At 69.8% G+C, this 15,356-nt stretch carries 16 protein-coding genes; 4 read left to right on the top strand and 12 right to left on the bottom strand.

Annotated features, from left to right (window positions below; genetic code table 11):
* Positions 1 to 14 precede the first annotated feature (14 nt).
* The 5 genes from AVAK2825_RS05160 to modA all read right to left on the bottom strand — a co-directional run bounded on the left by AVAK2825_RS05160 (position 15) and on the right by modA (position 6,925).
* Positions 15 to 2,174: an alpha-1,4-glucan--maltose-1-phosphate maltosyltransferase gene (locus AVAK2825_RS05160; RefSeq protein ID WP_284394822.1), complete on the bottom strand. Its 2,160-nt coding sequence runs from the start codon at positions 2,172 to 2,174 to the stop codon at positions 15 to 17.
* Positions 2,161 to 4,086 (bottom strand): 1,4-alpha-glucan branching protein GlgB, encoded by a 1,926-nt coding sequence (gene glgB, locus AVAK2825_RS05155; protein WP_284395320.1) that lies wholly within the window; start codon positions 4,084 to 4,086, stop codon positions 2,161 to 2,163. The genes AVAK2825_RS05160 and glgB overlap by 14 nt, the downstream gene beginning before the upstream one ends.
* Before the next feature lie 226 nt (positions 4,087 to 4,312).
* Positions 4,313 to 5,431, bottom strand: coding sequence for a molybdenum ABC transporter ATP-binding protein (gene modC / locus AVAK2825_RS05150; protein ID WP_284394821.1), 1,119 nt, complete (start codon positions 5,429 to 5,431; stop codon positions 4,313 to 4,315).
* Positions 5,428 to 6,114, bottom strand: a complete 687-nt coding sequence (gene modB, locus AVAK2825_RS05145; protein ID WP_284394820.1) for a molybdate ABC transporter permease subunit — start codon at positions 6,112 to 6,114, stop codon at positions 5,428 to 5,430. Before modB ends, modC begins: the two co-directional genes overlap by 4 nt.
* A gap of 46 nt (positions 6,115 to 6,160) precedes the next feature.
* A complete protein-coding gene (gene modA / locus AVAK2825_RS05140) occupies positions 6,161 to 6,925 on the bottom strand; it encodes a molybdate ABC transporter substrate-binding protein (RefSeq protein ID WP_284394819.1) in 765 nt (254 codons plus the stop codon).
* Between the two features lie 82 nt (positions 6,926 to 7,007).
* Here modA and AVAK2825_RS05135 point away from each other — a divergent pair, with 82 nt between their 5' ends.
* Positions 7,008 to 7,769 (top strand): TOBE domain-containing protein, encoded by a 762-nt coding sequence (locus AVAK2825_RS05135; RefSeq protein WP_284394818.1) that lies wholly within the window; start codon positions 7,008 to 7,010, stop codon positions 7,767 to 7,769.
* Between the two features lie 22 nt (positions 7,770 to 7,791).
* Here AVAK2825_RS05135 and AVAK2825_RS05130 read toward each other — a convergent pair whose 3' ends face one another.
* The 3 genes from AVAK2825_RS05130 to AVAK2825_RS05120 form a co-directional block, all read right to left on the bottom strand.
* Positions 7,792 to 8,439: a hypothetical protein gene (locus AVAK2825_RS05130; protein WP_284394817.1), complete on the bottom strand. Its 648-nt coding sequence runs from the start codon at positions 8,437 to 8,439 to the stop codon at positions 7,792 to 7,794.
* 53 nt (positions 8,440 to 8,492) lie between these two features.
* Positions 8,493 to 9,074, bottom strand: a complete 582-nt coding sequence (locus tag AVAK2825_RS05125; RefSeq protein WP_284394816.1) for a DUF8616 domain-containing protein — start codon at positions 9,072 to 9,074, stop codon at positions 8,493 to 8,495.
* A gap of 249 nt (positions 9,075 to 9,323) precedes the next feature.
* Positions 9,324 to 9,692, bottom strand: coding sequence for a hypothetical protein (locus AVAK2825_RS05120; protein WP_284394815.1), 369 nt, complete (start codon positions 9,690 to 9,692; stop codon positions 9,324 to 9,326).
* A 159-nt stretch (positions 9,693 to 9,851) separates the two neighbouring features.
* Here AVAK2825_RS05120 and AVAK2825_RS05115 point away from each other — a divergent pair, with 159 nt between their 5' ends.
* Positions 9,852 to 10,481, top strand: a complete 630-nt coding sequence (locus tag AVAK2825_RS05115) for an ABC transporter ATP-binding protein (protein WP_284394814.1) — start codon at positions 9,852 to 9,854, stop codon at positions 10,479 to 10,481.
* Positions 10,482 to 10,616: 135 nt separating this feature from the next.
* Positions 10,617 to 11,249: a LysE family translocator gene (locus AVAK2825_RS05110; RefSeq protein ID WP_284394813.1), complete on the top strand. Its 633-nt coding sequence runs from the start codon at positions 10,617 to 10,619 to the stop codon at positions 11,247 to 11,249.
* A 71-nt stretch (positions 11,250 to 11,320) separates the two neighbouring features.
* On the opposite strand, the gene AVAK2825_RS05105 is transcribed toward AVAK2825_RS05110, so the two are convergent.
* The 4 genes from AVAK2825_RS05105 to AVAK2825_RS05095 form a co-directional block, all read right to left on the bottom strand.
* On the bottom strand, positions 11,321 to 12,160 hold the full coding sequence (locus AVAK2825_RS05105; RefSeq protein WP_284394812.1) for a LytR/AlgR family response regulator transcription factor: 840 nt from the start codon (positions 12,158 to 12,160) through the stop codon (positions 11,321 to 11,323).
* Complete coding sequence (locus AVAK2825_RS05100; RefSeq protein ID WP_349817158.1) at positions 12,157 to 12,990, bottom strand: sensor histidine kinase; 834 nt, start codon at positions 12,988 to 12,990, stop codon at positions 12,157 to 12,159. The genes AVAK2825_RS05105 and AVAK2825_RS05100 overlap by 4 nt, the downstream gene beginning before the upstream one ends.
* A 21-nt stretch (positions 12,991 to 13,011) precedes the next feature.
* Positions 13,012 to 13,227 carry a hypothetical protein gene (locus AVAK2825_RS24780; protein ID WP_349817157.1) on the bottom strand — a complete coding sequence of 72 codons (216 nt, stop codon included), beginning with the start codon at positions 13,225 to 13,227 and terminating at the stop codon, positions 13,012 to 13,014.
* Between the two features lie 74 nt (positions 13,228 to 13,301).
* The gene (locus tag AVAK2825_RS05095) at positions 13,302 to 13,619 is read right to left on the bottom strand and encodes a 2TM domain-containing protein (RefSeq protein WP_284394811.1); all 318 of its coding nucleotides are present in this window, start codon (positions 13,617 to 13,619) and stop codon (positions 13,302 to 13,304) included.
* Positions 13,620 to 13,877: 258 nt separating this feature from the next.
* Between AVAK2825_RS05095 and AVAK2825_RS05090 the strand changes: the two genes are divergently transcribed.
* The gene (locus tag AVAK2825_RS05090) at positions 13,878 to 15,344 is read left to right on the top strand and encodes an efflux RND transporter periplasmic adaptor subunit (protein ID WP_284394810.1); all 1,467 of its coding nucleotides are present in this window, start codon (positions 13,878 to 13,880) and stop codon (positions 15,342 to 15,344) included.
* The last annotated feature ends 12 nt before the right edge of the window (positions 15,345 to 15,356 follow it).

Genomic DNA, 15,356 nt, shown 5'->3' with positions numbered 1-15,356 from the left:
GGCGGCTCTTCTTTTTATTCAAAATGGTCGAAGTCGTCGTGGCGGCCGACGCGCCGGCGCACGACGAACACGTGGGCGGGCGAGCGGTGCGGGTCCAGCAGCACGTAGTGCGCATCGCCCTGCCAGACGAATCGCTGCTGGCTCAGCAGGTCGTGCATCTGCCAGTCGGTGGGCAGGCGTGCGGGCTGCGAGGCCGGCATGTCGGACGTGGAGGGGTCGGTGGCTGCGATGTCCGCCGCCGACAGCCGCAGCCAGCCTGACTGCGGGTGGTGCGGGTCCAGGTTGACCACGGTGACCACGATGTTCCGGCCGTCGGCGGAGTGCTTCATGTAAGCCAGCAGCTGGTCGTTGTCCACATGCAGGAAGCGCAGCCTGTGGTCCGCATGCAGGGCCGGGTTCTCGCGCCGGATCTGGTTCACGCGGGTGATGAAGGCGCGCAGGTTGCCGGGGCGCTCCAGGTCCCAGTGGCGCAGCTGATACTTTTCGGAGTCGAGGTATTCCTCGCTGCCCGGCCCGCGCGGCAGGTGGTCCAGCAGCTCGTAGGCCGGGCCGTAGATGCCGTAGTTGGCGGCCAGCGTGGCGGCCAACACCAGCCGTGCCATGAAGACGGCCGGCTCGCCGCCCTGCAGGTGCTCGTGCAGGATGTCCGGCGTGTTGGGCCAGGCGTTGGGCCGGAAATACTCGCGGCCCGGTCCGGTGGACAGCTCGGTGAAGTACTCCGTCAGCTCGTGCTTGGTGTTGCGCCACGTGAAGTAGGTGTACGACTGGGTGAAGCCCCGCTTGGCCAGCCCGTGCATCACCTTGGGCCGCGTGAAGGCTTCGGCCAGGAAGATCGTGTCCGGGTGGTCGCGCTGGATCTCGGCGATCACCCATTCCCAGAACGGAAAGGCCTTGGTGTGCGGGTTGTCCACCCGGAAGATGCGCACGCCCTCGCCGATCCAGTGCTCGAACACGCTTTTGAGTTCGCTCCACAGGCCGCGCCAGTCGTCGCATTCGAAGTTGAAGGGATAGATGTCCTGGTACTTCTTGGGTGGGTTCTCGGCGTACTGCACCGTGCCGTCCGGGCGCCAGCGGAACCAGCCAGGATGTTCCTTCACATAGGGATGGTCCGGCGCGCACTGAAAGGCGATGTCGAGAGCCACTTCCAGGCCCTGCTCCTTGGCGGCCACGACCAGCCGGCGAAAGTCCTGAACGGTGCCCAGCTCGGGAAGGATGGCCTTGTGCCCACCCTCCTTCGCGCCGATGGCCCAAGGGCTGCCCACGTCGTCGGGCCCCGCGGCCAGGGCATTGTTCTTGCCCTTGCGCTGCTCCCGCCCGATGGGATGGATGGGCGGGAAATACAGCACGTCAAAGCCCATGGCCGCGATATCGGCGAGGCGCGCCTCGACATCGCGGAACGTGCCGTGCACGCCCGCGGTGGGTGCGGCGGATCGGGGGAACAGCTCGTACCAGGTGCTGTAACGGGCCCGCTCGCGGTCGGCCCGCAGCGGCAGGGCGTTGGGGTAGCGCACCTCGAAGCGGCGGTCGGGGTGGCGGCGCATCGCCGCGGCGGCGGCTTCGTCCAGCGCCAGGGCCTTGAGCATTTCTGCATCGCCCTCGGCCTGGGCGCCGCGTTCCAGGGCCTGGGCCCAATCGGTCAGGTCGCTGCGGTCGCGGGCGGCGCTGGCACGCTGGGCGGCCGCCAGGGCTTCCGCCGCGCCCACGCGCGCGGCGATGCGGATGTCCTGCGGGTCCACGCGGCGTTCGAGTTCCCGGCGCCAGGATTCGAACGGGTCCACCCAGGCGGACACGGTGTAACGGTACAGGCCCGGCTCGGGCGGCGTGAAGTCGGCCACCCATTCGTCGTTGCCGCTGGCCTCCATGGCCACTTCGGTAGCGTCTGCGGGGGCCGCAGTGGCGTTGCCATCCCGATCGCGCCACCACTGCAGCGCCACGCGCAAGACGTCGTGCCCGTCGGTGAAGCAGTGCGCGGTGATGCGGGTCGGTTCGCCGGCCACGCGCTTGGCGGCAAAGCGACCGCCGTCCACGCAGGGGAGCACGGCTTCGACCACGGCGCGCACGCGGCCGTCTGCGTCGCCGATCGGGGTCACGGGGGGGGACGGGCTGGTTGGGGACACCGCAGAGACGCTGGCCGCTGGGCGGGAAGAAGAGGGCAGGGTGTCAGGCTTTGGCATGGCGCGCAGGCTCCTGTCGGAAGATGAGGGTGGAGAGCGGCGGCAGCGTGAGGCACAGCGATTGTTCCCACTGGTGCGATCGCACGGGCGCAGCCTCCACGCCGCCCAGGTTGCCCCAGCCGGCGCCGCCGAACTCGCGCGCATCGCTGTTGAGCAACTCCTGCCAGTAGCCGGAGGACGGCACGCCCACCAGGTAGTTGGTGCGCGGCACGGGCGTGAGGTTGCAGACCACCAGCACCGGGCCGGCGCCGTCTTCCTGCGCCGCCCGATGGCTGGGCTTGCGCAGGAAGGCGATCACGCTCTGCCCGGCGTCGTCGGCCTCCACCCATTGAAAACCCTCCGTCGAAAAGTCCACTTCATGCAAAGCGGGCTCGCTGCGATAGACGCGGTTGAGTTCGCGGATCAGGCGCTGCACGCCGCCGTGCAACGGGCTGTCGCACACCCACCATTCGAGTTCGCCTTCATGTGTCCACTCGCGGCGCTGGCCGAACTCGCCGCCCATGAAGAGCAGCTTTTTGCCCGGATGCGACCACATCAGGCCGAACAGCGCGCGCAGGTTGGCGAACTGCTGCCACTCGTCGCCGGGCATCTTGTTGATCAGCGAGCCTTTGCCGTACACCACTTCGTCGTGCGAGAGCGGCAGCACGAAGTTCTCGTTGAAGGCATACACCAGCGAGAACGTGAGCTTGTGGTGGTGGTAGCGACGGTTGACCGGGTCTTCCTTCAGGTAGGCCAGCGTGTCGTGCATCCAGCCCATGTTCCACTTCATGCCGAAGCCCAGGCCGTTCATCTCCACGGGCCGCGAGACCATCGGCCATGCGGTGGATTCTTCTGCGATGCTGACCGTGTCCGGGTGGTCGCGATAGACCGCTCGGTTGAGCAGTCGCATGAACTCGATGGCTTCCAGGTTCTCGCGGCCGCCGTGGCGGTTGGGTATCCACTCGCCGTCCTTGCGGGCGTAGTCCAGGTAGAGCATGGACGCGACCGCATCCACGCGCAGCCCGTCCAGGTGGTACTTGTCGAGCCAGAACAGGCCGGAGGAGATGAGGAAGCTGCGCACCTCGTGCCGGCCGTAGTTGAAGATGGCCGAACTCCACTCGGGGTGGAAACCCTGGCGCGGGTCCGAATGCTCGTACAGGTGGGTGCCGTCGAACTCCGCCAGCCCGTGGGCGTCCACCGGAAAGTGGGAGGGCACCCAGTCCAGCAGCACGCCGATGCCGCGCTGGTGCAGGTGGTCCACGAAGTACATGAAGTCCTGCGGGGTGCCGTAGCGCGAGGTGGGCGCGAAGTAGCCGGTGGTCTGGTAGCCCCAGGAGCCGTAGAACGGGTGCTCGGTGATGGGCATCAGCTCCACGTGCGTGAAGCCCAGGGACGTCACATAGTCCGCCAGTTCATGGGCCAGTTCGCGGTAGTTCATGAACTGGCCGTTTCGGCGGCGCCAGGAGCCGGGGTGCATCTCGTAGATGGACATCGGCGCATCCAGCGCGTTGCGCGGCCCGCGCGATGCCATCCAGTCGCTGTCGCCCCATTCGTAGTCGAGCGACCAGATGCGTGATGCGGTGTTCGGTGGCAGTTCCGCACACACGGCGAAGGGGTCGGCCTTCTCGAGCACCCTGCCCCCGTTGTGCGACACGATGCGGTATTTGTAGGCTTGGCCATGCGCGGCGTGGGGGGAGGCTCCCTCCCAGATGCCGCTGCCATCGGACCGGGCGTGGAGCACGTCCGCCTCGGGGTTCCAGCCGTTCCAGTCGCCGATGACCGAGACCGATGCGGCGTTGGGTGCCCAAACGGAAAAGTCCGCGCCGCCGCCTTCGCTGCGCAGATGGCAGCCCATGGCCTGGTAGAGGCGTGAATGCGTTCCTTCGCGAAGGAGATAGGCGTCGTGGGCGGTCAGCAGGGCGGTGTGGGGCAAAGGCACGGGCTTGGATCCTTGGGGGAGTGGGCGCTCCGCGGCGCAGGGCGCGCCAGCGCAACCGGTTCACAAAACCCATTGGGGCACGTCCCGCGGGGTCGTCGCTGCGCGGGAGTGGCGCTTGGGTTTGTAGGACAGCGCCTATTCGGCAGGCATTGGGAACGCATGGCCCGATAGTGCCTTCCCCCGGCGTGCAGGGGGCCATGCCGCCCCTGCGCGGCAGGGGTCAAACGAGCAGCGCCACGCCCTTGATCTGCGCGAAAACCGGCAGGCCCGGGGCCAGCCCCAGGGTGCGTGCCGAGCGCTGGGTGACGCGGGCGAGCAGGGGCGTGCCCTGGGCATCGAGCGCCACCATGGCCAGCCCCGGCCCGTCCTCGCGCAGCGCCACCACCCGCGCCGGCAGCACGTTCAGGACGCTGCTGTGCACCGGCGCGGCCAGCGCCAGCGTCACATCGCGCGCCTGCACCCGAAAGCGCACGGCCGTGCCCGGCGGGTGGGGATGGGCGGTGGCCACCAGCAATGCGCCGCCCCCGGGCAGGCGAACGTCCATGAGCTGGTCCGCCGCGTCGTGGCCGGATACGGTGCCCTCGGCCACGGTGGCCGCCGTGTCGCCCTGGGCGAGGGGCAGGTCCAGCCGCGCCAGGAGCGCCTGCGCTGGACCGCTCGCCAGCACGCGGCCACCATGGAGCAGCACCAGGTGCTGCGCCAGCCGGGCCACTTCATCCTGCGCATGGCTCACGTACAGCACGGGAATGTCCAGTTCGCGCTGCAGGCGCTCCAGATAGGGCAGCACTTCGGCCTTGCGCTGCACGTCCAGGGCGGCCAGGGGCTCGTCCATCAGCAGCACGCGGGGGCTGGCGGCCAGGGCCCGGGCCATTGCCACCCGTTGGCGTTCGCCGCCTGACAGGGTGCTTGGCTGGCGGGCCAGCAGGGGTTGCAGCCCGAGCAGTTCGACGGCCTGCTCCAGCGACACCTTCCTGCGCGCCGGGGGTGTGCGCCGCAGGCCGTACTCGAGGTTGCGGCGCACGTCCAGGTGCGCGAAAAGGCTCGATTCCTGGAACACATAGCCCAGCGCCCGCTGGTGGGTCGGGAGCCACAGGCGCTGTGCGTCGTCCTGCCACACCTGCCCATGAACGGCCACGCGCCCCTGGGCCCGCTCCAGGCCCGCGAGGGCCCGCAGGCAGGTCGTCTTGCCGCAGCCCGAGGGACCGTAGAGCGCCGTGACGCCCCGGCCGGGAAGGGACAGGTCCACGTCCAGCGCGAAGCCGCCCGGGCGCTGCAGCTGCAGGCGGGCCTCGATGGTGCCTTCGCCCGTGCAGGGCAACATTCCCGCACCGGCCGTCATGCCGCGCCCCTGCCGGGCCGTGGGGGCTGCAGCCAGTGCAGCAACAGCAGCACCACGAACGAGAACACCACCATGCTCCCCGCCAGCCAGTGGGCCTGCAGGTATTCCATGGCCTCTACGTGGTCGTAGATCTGCACCGACACCACGCGCGTCACGCCGGGAATGTTGCCGCCCAGCATGAGCACCACCCCGAACTCTCCCACCGTGTGCGCAAAGCTCAGCACCCCCGCCGTGAGAAAGCCCGACCGCGCAAGCGGCATCCCCACGGTGAAGAAGCGGTCCCACGGGCCCGCGCCCAGCGTGGCGGCGGCCTCCATCGGCCGCGCGCCCACCGCCTCGAATGCCCGCTGCAGCGGCTGCACCGCGAACGGCAGCGAGTACACGACCGATCCCACCAGCAGACCGGCGAAGGTGAAGGGCAGGGTGGACAGACCCATCGACTGCATCGCGCGGCCCATCGGGCCGTTGGGCCCCAGGGTGAGCAGCAGGTAGAAACCGATCACCGTGGGGGGCAGCACCAGCGGCAGCGCCACCACCGCCGAGACCGGGCCGCGCCAGCGCGACGGCGTGTGCGCCAGCCACCAGGCCAGTGGCGTGCACAGCACCAGCAGCGTGAGCGTGGTGAGCGCGGCCAGCCGCAGCGTGAGGCCGATGGCGGCCAGGTCCTGCGCGGAAAAGGGCATCGGCAGCGTGTCGGTCCGGCAGGGTCTGGCGGGGGCGTTCAGGGGCTCAGAGCCCGTAGCCGTAGGCCCGGATCACCTCGCGCGCCGCGTCGCTGCGCAGGAATTTCATCAGGGCAATGGCGGCGGGCTGGTCCTTGCCCGTGGCGAGCAGGACGGCATCCTGCCGGATGGGGTCGTGCAGCGCCTCCGGCACCTGCCAAGCCGAGCCCTTGGCGATCTTGCCGCCTTCCATGACCTGCGACAGCGCCACGAAACCCAGCTGTGCATTGCCCGTGGCCACGAACTGGTAGGTCTGCGCGATGTTCTCGCCCGTCACGAAGCGCGGCTGCAGCCGCTCGCCCAGGCCGAGCTTTTCCAGCGTCTGCACGGCCGCCAGGCCATAAGGCGCGAGCTTGGGGTTGGCGACGGCCAGATAGGTGAAATCGCCTGTCTTGAGCACCTGGCCCTGGTCGTCCACGTAGCCCTCGCGCGGGCTCCACAGCACCAGCCGTCCTACGGCATAGGTGAAGCGCGATCCCTGCACGCCCTGGCCCTCCTGCTCCAGCCGCGCGGGCGTGGTGTCGTCGGCGGACAGCAGCACCTGGAACGGTGCGCCGTTCTTGATCTGCGCATAGAACTTGCCGGTAGCCCCGAACGACAGCACGGCCTTGTGGCCGGTGGCCTGCTCGAATGCCGCGGCGATCCTCTGCATCGGCGCCGTGAAATTGGCCGCGACGGCGACGGGCACCTCTCCGGCATGGGCCGAAGCCAGGCCTGCCAGGGCCATGCCGGCAGCGGCCAGCAGTCGGATGAGGGGGGAGGCAAATCGCATGGCGCTATTCCTTGGATGAATAGCGGTCGAGTATAGCGACGGGTTTCCCGGGCAGCCCGGGACAGCGCGGCATGATGCGCCCATGACAAAGCGGCTTTCCCTCTCCGATGCGCTGGGCCAGGGCATGGCGGACCGGCGCATCGACATCCTGCGCCAGATCGGCGTGGGCGGATCGATCTCGCAGGCCGCGCGGGCCGTGGGCGTGAGCTACAAGGCGGCCTGGCAGGCGGTGGACGCGCTCACCAACCTGGCGGGCGTGCCCCTGGTGGCGCGCGCCGTGGGCGGCACCGGCGGTGGCGGCGCGCAGCTGACCCCGGCGGGGCTCGAATTGCTGAACGCGGCCGATGCGTTGGAGGAAGCCCGCCGCGAAGTGCTTGCGCGGCTGGCGCCCGGCCCGGGCGGCGCGCCGGCACTGGCCCGGCTGGCGTTGCGCACCAGCCTGCGCAACCAGTGGCCCTGCACCGTGCGGGCGCTGGAGCCGCTGGGACCCTTGGTGCGCGTGCACCTGCAGGGCGAGGCGGCGCCCGGCCTCGCGTTGCGCGCGCGCACCACGCGAGAAAGCGCCGAGCTGCTGGCGCTGCGTCCGGGCCTGCCCGTGCTCGCGCTGTGCAAGGCCGCGGCCGTGCGCGTTCAGGCCGGTTTGCCGGCATCGGCTGCCGACAACGCCTGGCCGGCCAGGGCATCGCGCGTGTCGCGCGGGCCGGCAGGCGACGAGGTCTCGGCCACGCTCGATGCCGGGGTGCACATGGTGGGGTTCGCGTCTCCGTCGAGCGGCCTGCGGGCCCGCGCTCGCGTGGCGATGTCGGTGGACGAGTCGGCCGTGGTGCTGGCCGTCACGGGGTGACCGAATTTCGACTAGGCCCAGGTCACGGAGCGGTCTTGTCCAGGCTGCGCCGAAGCGCCTCGATGTCATTCGGCTGCAATGGCATGAACTCACGCACCGTGGGGGCTTCCGGCGGGGGGTGGGCGAGTTCGTTTTCGCAGCGATCCAGGTTGCCCCGGATGGCCGCCCGCGTTGCCGCCGAAAGGGTGTAGCGCTCCCGCTCCACGGCCCGGAAGTATTCGGCCAGGGTGAGGTGGGCGCATTGGGTGAGCAAGGGGATCTGTGCGCTGGCTTGATCCAGGCTGAACGCGCTGCAGGGGGGCGGGGAAAGATACAACTGGAACAGCCGCAAATGGGCATCGGGACTGGTGCGGACCACGCGCTGCATGACGGACTCCACCGTGCGCGCGTCGAAGCCGGGAACCTTGTCGCAGTAGGCGTCCATGCTGCGACGCAACTCCAGGCCGATGCGCGCGCCGTGCATGGCTTTCAGATGCCACTCGTAGGCTTGGTCGAAGGGCGGAATGCCTGCCAGGTAATTGCCGTAAGCCCACTGCGCAGGGTTGTCGCCGCTTTCGGCGCGGCGTTGCAACTCCATCAGGCAAAAGCCGTGATACGAGTATTCATCCTGCTGGTCGCAGGTGACGGCGCTATCGATCCACCACCACGCGGTCCAGGCGCCGACCAGCAAGGAAAGGACCAGAGCGATTCGGGTGCCTGCCCCCCATTTTTTCCAACGGCGAATCATCGGCGCTTCCCCATTTTCTGCATCAAGGCCCCTTTCAGCAGATCGCCGGTATCGCGCGGAGAGGTCGGGGCCGTTGCAATGGGTTGTCCATCGGGCCCCCAGGTTCGCCATACGCCTGGACGCAACAGGTCGGGCATGGGGAGCATCGCCAATACGCCCGGGAGCTTCTCGAAGGCCCCTTGCCCCACCGCAGAACCGCCCAGCGGGTAATTCCAGGTGGTTGTCGTGGGCGCCGTGACATGCGTTCGCAACACTTGGGCCAATTCACTTGCGATTCCATCGGACGTGGCTCCCGCATTGCATGCGTCGATCAAAACCGGCTCTCCGTGCCAGAGGCCGCTGCGCCGGATCGTGTCGGCCACTTCCATGCCATGGATCATTCCCTGAATGCTTTTTGCTGTGGCATGGGCAAATACATACACATAACCCGCAACACCCTTTTCCCTGAGTCCGGATTGATAGAGCACCTTATCCCCGGGCTGTATCAGGATGATCTTCTTCCTGATCGGGTCGATGGTCGCGATTTTTCGGACCCTCTTTTGCGAAGCATCGAGGCCTTCGAAGACCTGTTTGATCATTCCCTTTCCTGGTCCATATTGCATTCGCCCGTTGACCACGGGTTCTGCGGGCTCGCTCCGCAGCCATTGTTTCCATGCCATTGAAATTCGATTCGTGATGCCGTGACATGGCGAACCGCACGGGTCTTTGAATGCCACGCTCACGATTCACCTCCCTTTTTTTCTGCCCGTCTTCGCAGGCCGCGGGATGAGCGCAATGGGGATGGCGGCCGGGGATCGCTGGCCCGCGCTCACGGCTTCATCGGGTGCTCACTCGCCTCCGAAGCGCGGTCGGAATTCCTCGCAGAACGCCGCGTTACCGCTGATCGAGAGCGTCACCGTATGCCGCGGTGCCGCGGGCGTGCCGGCAGTGGACACGAGGCGCAAGGTGGCCTCGTCGAAAATCAGGGACTGCACGGTGGAGACTTCCTGCACGGCCTGCAGGTCGCAGTCCCAGGCGGCGCCGTCCTCGATGGCGCCGTTCTGGTTCGGGAAGGTGGCGTGGGCCCAGCCCAGCACCTGTGCGATCTCCGCGTGCAGGGCCGGCAGGTGCTCTTCGGTCACGCTGGCCATGGCATCCCAGGTGCCGGTGCCTTCGTCGTCCTCGCTGTAGTCGAATTCCAGGTAGCGCAGGGTCATGGGTTTCAGGTTTTGGAAGGAAGGCGCCGGGGGCGGCGCAGCAGGGGGCATTTTCGGGCAGGTTCAGCCGCGCTTTGCCACAGAATGTGCAGCGCCCACGCACGTGGGCGGCTCCCTCGACCACCCTTCGCTCCTGTGAACCCCGCCATGCCCGACTCGATGACACCCTCTGCCATTTTGCTGTGCGACGGCCTGCGCTTTAGTCATGCGCAGGGCCCGGCCGTATTCGACGGCTTCACCGCCCATGCCGCGCCGGGCGCGACGCTGGTGCGGGGCGACGAGGGCTCGGGCAAGACCACGCTGCTGCGCCTGCTGGCCGGAGAGCTGCAACCCCAGGGCGGCACCGTCTGGCGGAGCGGGCGAGCGTGCAGCGACCGGGCCGCAAAGGAGGCAGGCGCGGTGTTCTGGGCCGACCCGCGCGCGACGGCGCTCGATGGCACCAGCCCGGCGGCATGGTTCGGTGCGCTGGCCGGCCGCCATCCGGCGTGGGACGCCTCGGCGCTGCAGGCGCATGTGGCGGGGTTCGGGCTGGAGAGCCACCTGCCCAAGGCGATGGAGCAGCTGTCCACCGGCACGCGGCGCAAGGCGCTGCTGGCGGCCGCTTTCGCGTGCGGGGCGCCGCTGGTGCTGGTGGACGAGCCGGTGGCCGGCCTGGACCGCCCGTCGGTGCAGTACCTGCAGCAGGTGCTGGCGCAGCGGGCGGCGCAGGGCGGGCCGGGTACCGTGCTGGTGGCGCACTACGATGCGCTCGCGGGCGTGCCGTGGAACGCGGTCGTCGATTTGCCCTGAGGGTGCCCGGCAACGCCGTGCACCGCCCGCCGCCGCGCGGGCTCGCAGCCGGGGCCTTCCCGGCCTACACTGCGATCCTTCTGCGCACTTTTCCTGCTTGTTTCTTTCCCTTCCGTTGCCATTCAGGAGCCTGGTATGGACGCCCTTCTTTTCGCACCCGTGGCCGTGGCGATCGCGCTCACGCCCGGCCCCAACAATTTCTGCGGCCTGAACAACGGCATCCGGGCCGGTGTGGGCACGGCGCTGGTGGCCACCATCGGGCGTGCGGCGGCGTTCGCCATCTTTTTGACGGTGTCCGCCGTGGGTCTGGGCGCGATGCTGCTGGCCTCCGAGGCGGCGTTCACGGTCGTGAAATGGGTGGGGGCGTGTTACCTGTTCTGGCTCGGCTGGAAGGCGTGGCGCAGCCGGGAGTTCGGCGGGCTGGAACTGGTGGAGGGCAGCGAGGCCACGCCCTCGGCGGCTGCGGTGCCGATCCGCTCGCTGATCCTGCAGGAGTTCCTGCTGGGCATCACCAATCCCAAGGCGATCATCCTGTTCGCCGCGGTGTTTCCCCAGTTCATCGACCCCGCCCAGCCCGCGGCGCACCAGTTCCTGGTGCTGGGCTCGGTGTACCTGATGGCCGAGTTCGTCTCCACCGCCGTGTACGCCACGGGCGGGCGGCAGATCCGCCGGGTGATCCGCTCGCAGCGCGGCGTGGTGCGGCTGAACAAGGCGACGGGCGGATTCTTCATGGGCGCCGGCGGGCTGCTGCTCGCGGCCAACCGTTGACCTTTTGATTCGGCGGGCCGGCGGCGCTTGCTGCCGGGCCGCTTCGCCTCGGCATTCGTGGCATTCGGGCGCTACATCGCCTTGAAGCGGTGGGCGTAGAGCCGGCTCACCGCCAGGGTTTCGGGCCGCTCGCGCAGGCGCAGGTGCAACCGGCCCGATTCGTCGCGCACGGCACTGGCGATGCCGCTGGCGCGCACCAGGGTGCCGCGGTGCACCTGCCAGAAGGTGTTCGCGTCGAGCTGGGCGGCCAGTTCCTTGAGGGGCGTGCGGATCAGGTACTCCTGCGTGGCGGTCAGCACGCGCACGTACTTGTCGGCCGCCTCGAAAACCACCACGTCCGCCACCGGCACCAGATGGATCTGCGCGCCGCTGCTGGCCTGGATGACGGTGAGCGGTGCGGGGTGCGCCGCCGCACCGGCCACGCCCGGCGCGGCGGCCCCGGGCAGCGCCACCAGTGCGCGCAGGCGGGCCAGCGTGGCCTCGAAGTCCAACGCGGCGGGCGCGGCCTGCCGTGCGAGGGTGGCCTGCAGCTTCTGGACGGCCTTGCGCAGCCGCTCGGGCTGCACGGGCTTGAGCAGGTAGTCCACGGCCTGGGCCTCGAAGGCCTGCACGGCGTACTGGTCGTAGGCGGTCACGAACACCAGCGCGGGAAAGGGCGTGTCGACCGGCCAGGCGTCGGCCAGCTCGGCGGCCGCCTCCAGGCCGCTCTGGCCCGGCATGCGGATGTCGAACAGCAGCACGTCGGGCCGCAGGTCCAGCGCCTGCTGCACGGCCGCGAGCCCGTCGCCCACGGTGGCGGCGATCTGAAGGTCCGGCCAGGCCCGGGCCAGCTCCTGGCGCAGGGCGGCGGCCAGCAGCGGTTCGTCTTCGGCGATCAGGGCGCGGGGCGCACGGGAGGGCGGCAGGTTCATGGCAGCGGGGGATTCAAGGGAAATACGGCCCTGGCGCATGTTCCACTAGGGCGTTGTGCTATCAAATTAATAGTGCCTTGCTCGCAGTACAGCGTGTGCAGCCGCTCGCGCACCTGCTGCAGCCCGAAGCTCTGGCGCGCCGGGCCGGGTGGCCCGGGCGGTGCGGTGCCGCCCGCGGCCAGCCCGGCGCCCGAATCCTGCACCAGCAGTTCCAGCAGGCCGTCGGGCAATGGCCGGGCGGCGATGTGGATGCTGCCGCCTTCCACCTTCGGCTCCAGGCCGTGGCGGATGGCGTTTTCCACCAGCGGCTGCAGCAGCAGCGGCGGCACGGGCACGCGGGCGAGCGCCTCGGGCAGGTCGAGCGTGTAGGCCAGGCGCGGGCCCATGCGCACCGACATCAGTTCCAGATAGTCGCGCAGCCGGGCGAATTCGTCGGCCAGCGGGTGCAGCGTGGCGCGCGAGGCGCCGAGCGTGGCGCGCAGGTAGTCGATCAGGTTGTCCAGCATGGCCTGGGCGCGGGGCGGGTCGGCGGCGATCAGCACGCGCAGGTTGGCCAGAGTGTTGAACATCATGTGCGGCTCCAGCTGCGCCTCCAGCAGTTTGAGTCGCGCCTCGGCGGCGTCGCGTTCGACCTCGGCGATCTTGCCTTCCAGGAAGCGCGATTTGCCCTGGGCGTAGAAGAAGAACGACAGCGCCAGGCACGCCAGCACCGTCGTCACCATGGCCGAACTGGGGCCGCCTGCCGACGCCAGATTCAGGCCGGGGTGCATGCTCTCGCGGTAGGCATCGCCCAGGGCCGAGCCGAACTGAAAGCCGATGGAGCCGCCCACCGCGACCAGCGCCCAGCCGCGCTAGCCCAGGGGCCACGGGATGGGACTATGGCGCGAGAGCCACAGGCGGCCGATGTCGATCAGCAGCCAGCTCGGCAGGCCGATGGCCAGGGAGTACACGAGCTGCACGTCCCACGGTCCCCGGCCGTAGGCGAGCTGGATGCCGGCGATGGCGGCGCAGAACGCGGCGATCACCAGCCCGTGGCGAATGGATTGGCGAAGGCTGAAGTGCTGCATGGCGGCGCTGGGGAAAGGAAAGGCTCCTGGTGGGCCGATTGTGGGGGGAGTCGTGGCGGCGGCCTTGCGCCCGGTCAGCGCCGCTGCAGGGCCTGTCGCAGGGAAGCGCGCTCGCGCTCCACCAGCCGGGCGTGCAGCCGCCCGCCCGGCAGCGCCAGCCACACGGCCGCGCCATGGATCGCCAGGCCCAGGCCCCAGCCCATGGCGGGAAACACCGCCCAGTGGCGCCCCTGGTAGGCGGCGAGGGCGGCCAGCGCCAGGTTGACGCACAGGTACACGCAGGCGTGCAGCAGCCAGCCCATCTTGGCGCCGGCCCGCTTGCGGGCCAAGCGGTCCAGGTCGTCCAATTCGTCCAGGGGGGCGAGATCGTCGTGGGTGTGGAAAGCGGGCATGGCAGCTCCTTGGGGGTCGGGGTGGTAGGGGAGGGGACCGCCGCACTGTGCGCCCGGCCGCGCGGTCCGGCCAGCGCCATGCGACGAACCGCCCGCCGCGCGGCGCGAACCGCTGCGCCGGGCGACAGATTTACCTTTCTTCGCACAGCAGCCAGACAATCGGTACGCAGAGCCCCTACGATTCGGCGTGCCCCCCGTGCTGCCCCGCCGGCCGCCCGGGACGGACCTTTTCCGCGACACGCCACGCCAGCCATTTCCATGAATCCACAACCACACGACGCGCCCGTTCCCAACCCGCTGCCTTCCGCCCACCGGCCGCCCTCGCGGCGGTCGCGCTGGCTCGGCACGCTGCTGATGCTGGCCGTGGTGGCCCTGCTGGGCGGTGGCGCCTGGTATCTGGTGCAGCGCAGCACCGCCCCGGCGGGAGCGATGCGGGGCGCGGGCGGTCCCGGGGGGCCGGGCGCGCCGGCGGGCCCTGGCGGTCCCGGAGGACCGGGCGGGCCCGGTTTCGGCGGCGGTGGGCGGGCCATGGTCACGGTGGGCGAGGCCACGGCGCGGCAGGCGTCGCTGCCGGTGGTCATCGACGCGCTGGGCACGGTCACGCCGGTCACCACGGTCACCCTGCGCCCGCAGGTGTCGGGCGTGCTCACCCAGGTGCTGTTCACCGAAGGGCAGATGGTCAAGAAGGGCCAGGTGCTGGCGCAGATCGACCCGCGCCCCTACGAGCAGGCGCTGATGCAGGCGCAGGGCACGCGCCAGCGTGACGAGGCGCAGCTCGACAACGCCCGCATCACCCTGGAGCGCTACCGCACGCTGCTGTCGCAGGACTCGATCGCGCGCCAGGACGTGGACACGCAGGCCGCGCTGGTCAAGCAACTGCAGGGCACGGTGATGACCGACCTCGCCCAGGAAAAGACCGCTCGCCTGAACCTCGACTACACCCGCGTCACCTCGCCCGCCACCGGCCGCATCGGCCTGCGCACGGTGGACGCCGGCAACTACGTGAGCGCCGGCGAGGCCACAGGCATCGCCACCATCACGCAGATGACGCCGATCGACGTGCAGTTCTCGGTGCCCCAGGACCGCGTGACCGACGTGCAGGCCTCGCAGCAGGGCGCGCAGCCGCTGGCTGTGACGGCGTTCGACCGCACCCGCACCACCGAGGTGGGCAAGGGGCAGTTCTCCACCCTGGACAATCTGGTGGACACCACCACGGGCACGGTCAAGGCCAAGGCCCGGTTCGAGAACGCCAACGGTGCGCTGTTTCCCAACCAGTTCGTGAACGTGCAGCTCCTGCTGCGCGAGGTGCCGGCCGTGGTGGTGCCGGTGACGGCGGTGCGCACGGGCGCCAATGGCGACTTCGTCTATGTCATCAACGAAGACCGCACGGTGTCGCTGCGAAAGGTCAAGCGCGGCCAGGCGACGGTGGGGTTGATGGCCATTACCGAGGGCCTGAAGGCCGGCGAGCGCGTGGTGACCGAAGGCGGCGACCGTTTGAAGGACGGCGCCACCGTGCAGCTGCAGGGCGCGCGCGGCCCGGCCTCCGCAGCCAGCGGCGCCGCCGGTGCCCAGCCGCGCCGCGCACGGGCCTCGGGCCCGCGCGGGGAGGGCGAGGCCCGGGGCTTCGGCCCCCGTGGCGAGGGCCGTGGACCGGAGGGAGAGCGCCGACAGCGCCCGCCGCAGGAGGGCGCCCAGCCCGGGGCCTCCGCCCCGCAGACCCCTTGATGACCGCCCGGC

The organism is Acidovorax sp. SUPP2825 (assembly GCF_030158995.1).
Taxonomy (GTDB): Bacteria; Pseudomonadota; Gammaproteobacteria; order Burkholderiales; family Burkholderiaceae_C; genus Paracidovorax.
Note: the sequence above shows the minus strand (reverse complement) of the source record. Positions and strands in the feature narration are given on the sequence as shown.